The organism is Dietzia sp. NPDC055343, assembly GCF_053645265.1.
In genome coordinates this window covers 92,054-103,011 of record NZ_JBSHMJ010000010.1, presented here as the reverse complement: position 1 = coordinate 103,011, position 10,958 = coordinate 92,054, and the positions used below count along the sequence as shown (strand labels likewise).

The window sequence follows — 10,958 nt, the reverse complement described above, 5'->3', positions numbered from 1 at the left end:
CGCCAGACCACCCGGGTGGACTGCCGGCTCTCGTCACGCGTGGATCGCCGATCGCGCGGGGCCGTGGTGGTCACCGGCCCCGGCGATCACTGACCGTTGGCGGCCTTGAACTCGCGGCGGCGCCGGTGCAGGATCGGCTCGGTGTAGCCCGAGGGCTGCGTTGTGCCCTCGAGGACGAGCTCACGGGCGGCCTGCCAGGCGATGGACTCCTCGACGTTCGGAGCCATGTTCCGGTACGCGTCGTCGCCGGCATTCTGGCCGTCGACGATCTCGGCCATGCGGCGCAGGGAGTCCTCGACGAACTCGGCGGAGACGATCCCGTGGCGGATCCAGTTGGCCAGCAACTGCGAGGAGATGCGCAGCGTGGCGCGGTCCTCCATGAGATTGACATCGTGGATGTCCGGAACCTTGGAGACGCCGATGCCCTGCTCGACCCAGCGCACCACGTAGCCGAGGATCGTCTGGCAGGAGTTGTCGACCTCCTCCTTCTTCTCCGCGTCGGTCCAGTCCGTGCTGGGCGCCAGCGGCACCGTGAGGATCTCGTCCACCGAGGCGCGCGGGCCGCCGGCCAGGAGCTCCTCCTGGCGCGTCATCACGTTCACGCGGTGGTAGTGCGTGGCGTGCAGGGTCGCACCCGTCGGCGACGGGACCCAGGCGGTGTTGGCCCCGGCCTCGGGCTGGCCGATCTTCTCGGCGAGCATCTCGGCCATGAGGTCGGTCTTGGCCCACATCCCCTTACCGATCTGGGCGCGACCGCGGAGACCGCACGCCAGGCCGGTGTCGACGTTGAAATCCTCGTAGGCGCTCATCCACAGCGCGGACTTCATCTCCGCCTTGCGGATCATCGGGCCGGCCTCCATGGAGGTGTGGATCTCGTCGCCGGTGCGGTCGAGAAAGCCGGTGTTGATGAACACGACGCGCTCGGTGGCCTCGGCGATGCACGCCGCGAGGTTGACCGAGGTGCGGCGCTCCTCGTCCATGATGCCGACCTTGAGCGTGTTGGCCGGAAGGCCCAGGAGCTTCTCGACACGGCCGAACAGCTCGCTGGTGAACGCGACCTCGGCAGGGCCGTGCTGCTTGGGCTTGACGATGTAGATCGAGCCGGAACGGCTGTTGCCACGCTCGTTGCCCTCGGCGATGCCGTGGATACCGGCGAGAGCGGTGACGAGCGCGTCGAGGATGCCCTCGGGGAGCTCGTTGCCCTCGGTGTCCAGGACAGCCGGGTTGGTCATGAGGTGTCCGACGTTGCGGACGAAGAGCAGGGAACGGCCGTGCAGGCGCACCTCGCCGGTGCCGTCCGGCGAGGTGAACACCCGGTCGTCGTTGAGGACACGGGTGAAGGTCTTGCCGCCCTTTGAGATCTCCTCGGACAGATCGCCCTTCATCAGCCCCAGCCAGTTGCGGTACCCGAGGGTCTTGTCCTCGGCGTCCACCGCGGCGACCGAATCCTCGAAGTCCATGATGGTGGTCACCGCGGATTCCAGGGCGACGTCCTTCACGCCGGCGGCATCGGTCGAGCCGATCGGGGAATCCGCATCGATCTCGATGTCGATGTGGAGACCGTTGTTGCGCAGGAGAACCGACGACGGCGACCCGGCATCGCCGAGATAGCCCACGAGCTGAGCGGCGTCCCGGAGTCCGGTGGTCGAGCCGTCGGCGACCGTGACCTGCAGAGCGCCGTCGACGACCGCGTAGCCGGTGGAGCCGACATGGCTGCCGGTCTCGAGCGGGGCCGCGTCGTCGAGGAACTCGCGGGCCCACTCGATGACCTTGTCGCCGCGCACCTTGTTGTAGGAGCTGCCCTGCTCCGCGCCATCGGACTCCGGGATGGCGTCGGTGCCGTAGAGGGCATCATAGAGCGAACCCCACCGCGCGTTGCCGGCGTTGATCGCGAAGCGCGCGTTGGTGATCGGCACCACGAGCTGCGGGCCGGCGATCGTCGCGATCTCCTCGTCGACGCCTGCGGTCTTCACCGAGACGGACTCGGGCGCGGGGACGAGGTACCCGATCTCCCGGAGGAACGTCTTATACGCGGCGGGATCGATCGGGGCCGGGTTCTCCTGATGCCACGCGTCGATCTTCGACTGCAGTTCGTCGCGCACCCCCAGAAGTTCCCGGTTACGAGGCGCGAGGTCGGTGAAGATCGCCGCCGCGCCGGCCCAGAACTCGTCGGGGTCGACCCCGGTACCCGGGATCGCCTGCGAATTGACGAAGTCGTACAGGACCTTGTCGACCTGGATACCGCCGACGGTGATGCGATCGGACATCGATGCTCTCCTCCTGTTAGGGGATCGTTCTCGGCTCAGACTCTAGTTGGCGCCTCTGACGGCTTCATCTGGCATTTCCACAGTGTGGAACGCCGGGCCCCCTGGGTAGGATTCGGCCCATGGCGCAGAACAGGTCGGTGGCTCCGGCGGAGATCACGTTCATCAAGGGGCACGGCACCATGAACGATTTCGTTCTCCTGCCGGACGACCGCGCCGAGCTCGAGCTCGACTCCGATCTCGTGCGTGCCCTGTGCGACCGCCGCGCGGGTATCGGAGCGGATGGGATCCTGCGGATCGCCACGGCAGGGGCGCTTGTGGAACAGGCGGTCCTGTCCGAGCTGCCGGACGGTGTGCTCGAGGCGGACTGGTTCATGGACTACCGCAACGCCGATGGCTCCATCGCCGAGATGTGTGGCAACGGGGTCCGGGTGTTCGCCCACGCGCTGGTCGCGACCGGCCGCGCGGAGACGGGAGAGGTCCGGGTCGGCACCCGTTCCGGACCCCGACCGGCCCGGATCCTCGAACACCGCGGAGATCGCGCGGTGGTCCGTGTCGATATGGGGCAGCCGGAGCTTCTCGGTCTGTCGTCAGTGCAGGTCGGGGATCGGACGTTCGCCGGGATCGCGGTGGACATGGGCAATCCCCACCTCGCCTGTGTCGTGCCCGGGCTCGATGGTGAGACGCTTGCGGCGCTTCCCCTCCACCGCCAACCGGGGTTCGACACGGACTTCTTTCCGGAGGGGGTCAACGTGGAGATCTCGACTCCCCTGCGGGAGGGCCGTGTCTCGATGCGGGTCCATGAACGTGGGGCGGGCGAGACGATGTCCTGTGGGACCGGAATCGTCGCCACGGCGGTGGCCGCGCTCGCGGATGCCGGCCGGACCGCCGGCGAGGTCGTCGTCACGGTGCCGGGCGGGGAGGTCGCCGTCGGCCTGACCGAGAGCGGATCCACGCTCACCGGCCCGTCGGTACTCGTCGCGGAGGGCACATTCCGGAGGTCGTAGCGCATGTTCTCCGTCTATCCCGGGGTCGGCGCCCGGCGGCATGACCGGGCTTGGTATGAGATGATGGCCGGGAATGACTAACGAATCCGGGGCGGCGGACCGCCCACTACGTAATCTCGACCCCTCCATCGGCGAACTGCAGCTCGAGGAACGCTCCTCGCTGCGCCGGGTCGCGGGTCTGTCCACAGAGCTCCAGGACGTCAACGATGCCGAGTACCGGCAACTCCGACTGGAGCGGGTCGTGCTCGTCGGGGTGTGGACCGAGGGCTCGTCCGCCCAGGCCGACGCGGCGATGGCCGAGCTCGCCCAACTCGCGGAGACCGCCGGGTCCGAGGTGTGCGACGCGCTGATCCAGCGCCGGGACAAGCCCGATGCGTCGACGTACATCGGGTCCGGCAAGGTGAGCGTGCTCAAGGATGTGATCGCCGCCACCGGCGCGGATACGGTGATCTGTGACGGTGAGCTGACCCCGGGCCAGCTGATCTCGCTGGAGAAAGCCGTGAACGTCAAGGTCATCGACCGGACCGCACTGATCCTGGATATCTTCGCCCAGCACGCCACGAGCCGCGAAGGCAAGGCGCAGGTCTCGCTGGCCCAGATGGAGTACATGCTTCCCAGGCTGCGGGGTTGGGGCGAGTCGCTCTCCCGGCAGGCAGGCGGCCGCGCCGGCAGCAACGGTGGCGTGGGCCTGCGCGGTCCCGGCGAGACCAAGATCGAAACCGACCGCCGCCGGATCCGTGAGCGGATGGCGAAGCTGCGACGCGAGATCAAGGGTATGAAGCAGGCTCGCGACACCAAGCGTCACCGCCGTCGTGCCACCCCGGTGCCGTCGATCGCGATCGCCGGGTACACGAACGCCGGTAAATCGAGTCTCCTGAACCGGATCACCGGAGCCGGGGTGCTCGTTCAGAACGCGCTGTTCGCCACCCTGGACCCCACGACCCGGCGTGCAGATCTCCCGGACGGGCGAACGGTCGTGTTCACCGACACCGTGGGCTTCGTCCGACACCTTCCCACGCAACTCGTTGAGGCATTCCGATCGACTCTGGAAGAGGTCGTCGATTCGGAACTGCTCCTGCACGTGGTCGATGGCTCGGATCCGATGCCGCTGCACCAGATCGAAGCGGTGCGCAGGGTGATCAACGACGTCGTCGAGGAGCAGGGCGCCGAGCGGCCCCGTGAGTTGGTCGTGATCAACAAGATCGATGCGGCAGACCCGTTGGTGCTGACCGAGCTGCATCACGCGGTTCCGGACGGCGTGTTCGTGTCCGCCGCGACGGGGGAGGGGATGGACGAGCTCCTCGAGGCGATCATGGACATCATTGCCTCCGGTGACACTGAGGTCACGCTACTCGTGCCCTACCGGCGGGGTGAGGTGATCTCCCGGGTGCACGCGGAGGGCGCGGTTCTCGCTGAGGCGCACACGCAGGAGGGCACGAGGATCACGGTGCGGCTGCCCCAGTCGGTGGCCGGCGAGGTGTCCGAGTTCCTGGCCGACGGCACACACGGCGGCGCCGCCTGAGCCCGGGTTCCGGGAGCAGGCGGCGCGGGCCGGACTGGGGACTTCTCGTGAACGTCACATCTTGCGGAAGACCGTGACAACCTTGCCGAGCACCGTCGCATGCTCGCCGGGAATGGGGCTGAACGCGGGATTATGGGGAAGTAGCCAGACGCCCGTCTCGTCCTTACGGAAGGTCTTGACCGTGGCCTCCCCGTCGATCATCGCGGCCACGATCTCGCCGTTGTCGGCCACGTTCTGCTGACGGACCACCACATAGTCGCCGTCACAGATCGCGGCGTCGATCATCGACTCGCCGACCACCTTGAGCATGAACAACTCCCCCGACCCCACCAGGTCCGCAGGTAGCGGGAACACTTCGTCGACCGCCTGTTCAGCCAGAATCGGCCCCCCGGCGGCGATGCGCCCCAGCACGGGAACATAGACCGCTTCCGTTGCCCCGGACGGGCGCCCCTGAGGCGGGGTGGGTGCGCGCCGACCCCGCGACTTCTGGCCCGGGACGCCATGCACGTCGACCGCCCGCGGCTTGTGGGGATCCCGGGTCAGGAAGCCCTTCTTCTCGAGGGTCCGGAGCTGATGCGCGACGGAGGAGGTGGACTGCAGTCCCACCGCATCGCCGATCTCCCGGATGCTGGGCGGATATCCACGGTCTTTCACCGTGTCGTGGATATGTAGCAACACGCTCTTCTGACGAGGCGTGAGCGCCTCGAAGTCCGGTTTCGGCATCGCGATGTCCCTTCGGCGAATGGATGTTCGACGTCTCTCTTTGTCTACACCCTAGACGGGCCGGGAACGAAGCGCCACACACCTGTTCGAAGAAATTCGCGCTCGGGTGGTGACTCTGTCGGAGTCGCGTGATACAACTCTAGGCAGTGTTCGAGTTCGAACAGGTGTTTCGGGCAACACACACAAGCGTGCGATTCCGTGTCGCACAGTCTGTCGAGTAGGGAGTGGCCATGTCCGTTCAGGAGCTTCAGTCGCACGCGCACCTCACGCGGAGCTGGACCGAGGTCTGCGCAGGGGAACACGGCGTCGTCTCGGTCCGGGACTCGGGGGGCCGGGGCGGGCGGCCGGCGTCGGCTCTGCCGTCCGGCGCCTCACGCACCCGGCCGGTGGTCCGTTCGAAGGGCCGACGTGCCGGTGGGGCTGTGAGCACGGATCGCGCGCGGCCGGTATCGGCACGCAAGTCAGTGCAGCGCCGGGGTGTGGCATTCGACCGATCGCCGGCGAGCGGTCGTTCGACTTCTGCTGCCCCGGTCGTGCCCGGTCGTCGGATCGTGGTCCGATCGGCGGGGTCTGTGCGCGCGTGCAACGTGCAGGCGCCGGCGACGGCGCCCGTGGGAGTGGTGGATGACGTGCCGACGTGGGCGCTGGTCGTCTGTGGAGTCCTTTTCGGGATCGCGATGCTCCTGGCGCTGGCCTTCCTCGGCGGGCCCGCCTACGCGTGATCGGGTGGTCGGCCTCTTAGACTGGAGTAGAGACGGCACATGGTCCGTCTCCGTCCCGGTGAGCAGTTCACCTGAGGGCGTGAGATCCGGTCAATGAAGGGCGGAACGGGAATGTACTGCCCGACGTGCCACAACGAGGACTCCCGGGTGATCGATTCCCGGTCCGTCGACGAGGGGCAGGCGATCAGACGCCGTCGCGAGTGTTCGGAATGCGGGCACAGGTTCACCACTCTCGAGACGCCTCTGCTGACGGTCCTCAAACGCAATGGAGTGACCGAGTCCTTCAGCCGCGACAAAGTGGTCAGAGGCGTGCGCCGTGCATGCCAGGGGAGGTCTGTGGAGGAAGCCGCACTCCGCAGGCTCGCGCAGCAGGTCGAGGACGCGGTCCGCGCACGAGGCGCCTCCGAGGTCCCTGCGCACGAGATCGGACTCGCCATCCTGGGGCCGCTGCAGGACTTGGACGAAGTCGCGTATCTGAGGTTCGCCTCCGTATACAAGCAGTTCAGTTCGGCGGACGATTTCGAACGAGAGATCATCGCTCTCAAAGAGCGCCGCGACACTCGGTAGCCGGCCGGCTCAACGCGAGGACTTCTGGGACAGTGCGGTACGGACAGCCTTGTCGATCCGCTCCGGCGATACCGACTGGGCCGTACCGAGCGACTGCGCGAACAGCCCGACCCGGTATTCCGCCAGCATCCACCGCAGGTCACGGATCGCTCTGGCGCCGCCCGGCCGCGCGCGAAGCACAGCACATGCCTCCTCGACCGTGGATTCCGAGCGGGCAACCCGTGCCGACAGTTCGGCGTGGCGCCCCGGCGCCTTCTCCGCCAGATCCAGGCGCATCGACACGGCTCGGACATGGCGCTCCAGATGCGGCAGCACGGACGCGGGATGCCGGGCCAGGAACCCTTTTCCGGTCAGGTACTCCAGGGAGGGACGAACAGTGTCAGCGAGCGTGGGCGGGGACTCCGCCAGGCGTGCCGAGACCTGCTGAGCCCGGACCAACGCTGTCACGACGGTCGAGATGGAGGTGGCGACAGCCCCCGGCACCTCGGCCCGCGCGGTGGCACGTAGTTCCAGGAAATCAGCGGCCTCGAGTACCGGCGCGCCCTGTCGGCTCGCGAGCAGTCTGGCGCACACGGCGAGAGAGGCATCCGAGACCAGAGCATCGATGCCGCCGTACGGATACTGGCTGAGGGCGAGACGTTGCTCGACCGGGCGCCCCCGGAGGATCGACGACGGTGCGACGAGATCAGCGGTCATCAAGGACAGGACGGCCTTGGTCTGGGTCGCCCGGCGCTCTTCCTCGGTGGTGCACGCGACCCGGTGGATGCCGTCTGTCGTGATCCGCAGGGCGGGATAGACGGTCACCTCGACGCCGTCCACCGACCCCGTCACCGAGCGAGGCAGATCACCGATCGTGTCGGCAGTCCATTCGCGGTGCGGCCCGTCGTCGGGGATCAGCCGTCGATTGAGGGTGGAACGGACTTTGTCGGTGAGTCTGGAACGCAGTGCTCTGAGGTCGGTCCCCGCGTCGACCACCGTGTCGCCGTCGACGACCTCGAACCTGACACGCAGATGATCAGGTAACTGCTCCGGTCGGAACTCTCTCGGATCCACGGTGGTCCCGATCCGGGTCGACAGCGCCTCCGCCAACGCGACGGGCAGAGGGGCCGAGCGAGGTTTCACATCGGCGAGCAGCAGACCGGCGTACTCGGCCGGTGGCGAACACATCCGCCGTAGGTACTTGGGCAGCGTCCGCAGCATCTCGGTGTAGAGTTCCTCGCGCAACCCCGGGACGAGCCACTCGAACCCCGCTGCGGTCACGGAACTGAGCTGCGGGAGCGGGATACGGATGGTGATCCCGTCCGCGGCGCCACCGGGTTCGAACTCGTAGTGCAGTTCGAAGCGACGTTCACCCTGTTGCCAGAACGGCGGAAAGGCGGCGGCATCCGGCGCCTTCTCCGCGGTGCGGATGTCCTCGTCGGTCAGGCGCAGCGCAGCGGGATCGCGGTGGCCCTTCTTCTTCCACCATGATTCGAGGTGCCGACCGGAGGTGATGTCCGCGGGAAGGCGCTCGAGGTAGAACCCGGCCAGCGCCTCGTCGTCGATCACGAGGTCACGCCGACGGCTACGGGTTTCCAGCTCGCGGGCCTGCTCGACAGCCCGTGCGTTGTCGATGATCGCCGGGACCCGCGTCGTCCATCTGCCCTCGACGATCCCGTGGCGCACGAACATCTCCCGCGCCAACGGTGCATCGACCCGCGAGAGCAGGATCCGCCGCGCCTCTACTACCGTTAAGCCGAGCAGGAGTACCTTCTCGTATGCCATGGCGGCGCCCTGGGCGTCGGACCAGTGGGGTTCGGAGTACTGCGAGCGCACCAGGTGCTCTCCCAACTGCTCGATCCATGCCGGATCGATTCGCGCCACATCTCGCGCCCAGAGCCGAGAGGTCTCGACCAGTTCGGATGCCATCACCCAGCGGGGGGGCTTCCTGGCCAGGTCCGAGCCCGGGAACACCTGGAACCGGATCCCGCGGGTGCCGCGGAACTCGCGTGTGTCCTCGTCGCGCACTCCCACATTGGTGAGTAGTCCCGCCAGGATCGCCTTGTGGAGATCGTCCTCGACGGCGTGCTCGGACGGCGGGTGCCAGCCCTGTTCTCGGCACATGCTCCGCAGTTGGGCGGTGAGGTCCTGCCACTCACGGATGCGCAGCCAGTGTAGGTACTCGGCCTTGCACATCCTGCGGAACGCACTGCCGGACAGCTCGCGCCGCTGCTCGGTGATGTAGCGCCACAGATTGAGGTAGCCGAGGAAGTCCGAGCTCTTGTCCGCGAACCGGCGGTGCAACTGATCCGCCTTGTCCCGTTCCTCGGCCGGTCTCTCGCGCACGTCCTGTACCGTGAGCGCCGCCACCACGACGAGGATGTCGCCGAGAGACCCGTTCCGGTGGCCTTCCACGACCATCCTGGCCAGGCGCGGATCGAGCGGGAGGACCGCCATCTCGCGGCCGAGCTTCGTCAGATGAGGCCGCTCGTCGTCGTCGATGCGTAGGGCGCCCAGTTCGGTGAGCAGCGTCATCCCGTCCCGGACGGACCTGCGGTCCGGTGGCTCCACGAACGGGAAGTCATCCACCGGCCCCAGGTCGAGGTCGGCCATGGACAGGATCACCGACGCCAGGTTGGTCCGGAGGATCTCCGGGTCGGTGAACTCGGGCCGGGATTCGAAGTCGTCTTCCGAGTACATGCGGATGCAGATCCCGTCCGCGACACGGCCACAGCGACCGGCGCGCTGTGCGGCGGAGGCCTGCGATACCGGCTCGATGGGCAGCCGCTGGACTTTGGTGCGGGTGGAGTAGCGGGAGATCCTGGCCAGGCCTGTGTCCACGACGTAGCGGATGCCCGGCACGGTGACGGATGTCTCGGCGATGTTGGTCGAGAGCACCACCCGGCGCGTCGAATGGGCGCGGAAGGCCTTCTGCTGCTCGGCCGCGGTGAGTCGGGCGAACAGCGGGAAGATCTCGGTGTTCTTGAACCGACGTCCGCGCAGCACCTCCTCGGCGTCGCGGATCTCGCGCTCGCCGGAGAGGAACACCAGGACGTCGCCGTCGTCCTCCCGGAGCAGTTCGGAGACCGCGTCAGCCAGCCCGTCCAGTGGGTCGAGATCGATCACCCTGTCGCCCTGCTCCACCTGTAGAGGGCGGTAGCGGATCTCGACGGGGTAGGTACGGCCGGAGACCTCGATGACCGGCGCGGGCCGACCCCCGGCGTCGGCGAAATGGCGGGCGAACCGCTCGGGGTCGATCGTCGCGGAGGTGATGATGAGCTTGAGGTCGGGGCGCTTCGGCAGGATCTGCTTGAGGTAGCCGAGCAGGAAGTCGATGTTGAGGCTGCGCTCGTGCGCCTCGTCGATGATGATCGTGTCGTAGGCGCGCAACAGCCGGTCGCGGCGGATCTCGGCGAGCAGCACGCCGTCGGTCATCAGCTTGACCGCGGTTTCCGGGCTCGTGCGGTCGTCGAAGCGCACAGCGGAGCCGACGAGACCGCCGATCTGCACACCCAGCTCCTCGGCGATGCGCTCGGCGACCGACCGGGCGGCGAGCCGGCGCGGCTGTGTGTGACCGATCATCCCGCGGACACCGCGGCCCAGTTCGAGGCAGATTTTGGGGATCTGCGTGGTCTTACCCGAGCCGGTCTCGCCGGCGATCACCACCACCTGGTTGCCGCGGATGGCCTCTGCGATCTCGTCCTTGCGCGTGCTGACCGGCAGCTGCCCGGGGTACTCGGGGATCGGGATCGAGTCAGCCCGACGCCGGAGCCACTCGGCTGCCTTGTCGACGCGCTCGGAGAGCTCGTCCAGTTGGTCTGCGCGGGCCCGCCGGATCCGGGGCCGGAGCCGGTGGGCGTCGAGGGTGCCGACCTCGTCGAGGCGGACGAGCAGCTCGTGGCGGGCCCGGCGGAGCTCAGGGGAGGGCGCGGAAGACGAGGACATGGTGCCCGCAAGGATATAGCCCCTCGCGCGGTGGTCAGTCGGCGCCGCTCTCCCGGCGGGATTGAACCCGTGCGTAGCGTTCGTGGAGCCGTTCGCGGATCTCGTCCGGCTCGTAGGCGCGACGCCGCCGTTCGGAGCGTGCCGCGAGGATTCCGGTTGCGGCGACTCCGGCCATGCCCGCCGCGCCGACCACCTTGAGCCACTGCCGTCCACGAGGAGCCATGCGACA

Annotated in this window: 8 protein-coding genes; 4 read left to right on the top strand and 4 right to left on the bottom strand. The window is 67.9% G+C overall.

Annotation, left to right across the window (positions count from 1 at the left end):
* Positions 1–86: 86 nt before the first annotated feature.
* Positions 87–2,267 carry a malate synthase G gene (locus ACWIE7_RS07275; RefSeq protein WP_452098991.1) on the bottom strand — a complete coding sequence of 727 codons (2,181 nt, stop codon included), beginning with the start codon at positions 2,265–2,267 and terminating at the stop codon, positions 87–89.
* Between the two features lie 119 nt (positions 2,268–2,386).
* Between ACWIE7_RS07275 and dapF the strand changes: the two genes are divergently transcribed.
* Positions 2,387–3,271 (top strand): diaminopimelate epimerase, encoded by an 885-nt coding sequence (gene dapF, locus ACWIE7_RS07270; RefSeq protein ID WP_452098990.1) that lies wholly within the window; start codon positions 2,387–2,389, stop codon positions 3,269–3,271.
* 73 nt (positions 3,272–3,344) lie between these two features.
* Positions 3,345–4,793, top strand: a complete 1,449-nt coding sequence (gene hflX / locus ACWIE7_RS07265) for a GTPase HflX (RefSeq protein WP_452098989.1) — start codon at positions 3,345–3,347, stop codon at positions 4,791–4,793.
* 54 nt (positions 4,794–4,847) lie between these two features.
* On the opposite strand, the gene lexA is transcribed toward hflX, so the two are convergent.
* Positions 4,848–5,516: a transcriptional repressor LexA gene (lexA, locus tag ACWIE7_RS07260; protein WP_452098988.1), complete on the bottom strand. Its 669-nt coding sequence runs from the start codon at positions 5,514–5,516 to the stop codon at positions 4,848–4,850.
* A 479-nt stretch (positions 5,517–5,995) separates the two neighbouring features.
* Between lexA and ACWIE7_RS07255 the strand changes: the two genes are divergently transcribed.
* Both ACWIE7_RS07255 and nrdR read left to right on the top strand, forming a co-directional pair.
* The gene (locus ACWIE7_RS07255; RefSeq protein ID WP_454068881.1) at positions 5,996–6,238 is read left to right on the top strand and encodes a hypothetical protein; all 243 of its coding nucleotides are present in this window, start codon (positions 5,996–5,998) and stop codon (positions 6,236–6,238) included.
* 111 nt (positions 6,239–6,349) lie between these two features.
* Entirely contained in the window at positions 6,350–6,805 is a 456-nt protein-coding gene (gene nrdR, locus ACWIE7_RS07250) for a transcriptional regulator NrdR (RefSeq protein WP_295651783.1), read from the top strand.
* Positions 6,806–6,814: 9 nt separating this feature from the next.
* Here nrdR and hrpA read toward each other — a convergent pair whose 3' ends face one another.
* Positions 6,815–10,729 carry an ATP-dependent RNA helicase HrpA gene (gene hrpA / locus ACWIE7_RS07245; RefSeq protein ID WP_454068880.1) on the bottom strand — a complete coding sequence of 1,305 codons (3,915 nt, stop codon included), beginning with the start codon at positions 10,727–10,729 and terminating at the stop codon, positions 6,815–6,817.
* A 34-nt stretch (positions 10,730–10,763) separates the two neighbouring features.
* Positions 10,764–10,952, bottom strand: a complete 189-nt coding sequence (locus ACWIE7_RS07240; RefSeq protein WP_452098985.1) for a hypothetical protein — start codon at positions 10,950–10,952, stop codon at positions 10,764–10,766.
* Positions 10,953–10,958 lie beyond the last annotated feature (6 nt).

What these genes read in the sequence shown, in the direction of transcription:
- ACWIE7_RS07275 (WP_452098991.1), bottom strand. Translation starts at nt 2,267, where the DNA reads ATGTCCGATCGCATCACCGTCGGCGGTATCCAGGTCGACAAGGTCCTG.
- dapF (WP_452098990.1), top strand. Translation starts at nt 2,387, where the DNA reads ATGGCGCAGAACAGGTCGGTGGCTCCGGCGGAGATCACGTTCATCAAG.
- hflX (WP_452098989.1), top strand. Translation starts at nt 3,345, where the DNA reads ATGACTAACGAATCCGGGGCGGCGGACCGCCCACTACGTAATCTCGAC.
- lexA (WP_452098988.1), bottom strand. Translation starts at nt 5,516, where the DNA reads ATGCCGAAACCGGACTTCGAGGCGCTCACGCCTCGTCAGAAGAGCGTG.
- nrdR (WP_295651783.1), top strand. Translation starts at nt 6,350, where the DNA reads ATGTACTGCCCGACGTGCCACAACGAGGACTCCCGGGTGATCGATTCC.
- hrpA (WP_454068880.1), bottom strand. Translation starts at nt 10,729, where the DNA reads ATGTCCTCGTCTTCCGCGCCCTCCCCTGAGCTCCGCCGGGCCCGCCAC.
- ACWIE7_RS07240 (WP_452098985.1), bottom strand. Translation starts at nt 10,952, where the DNA reads ATGGCTCCTCGTGGACGGCAGTGGCTCAAGGTGGTCGGCGCGGCGGGC.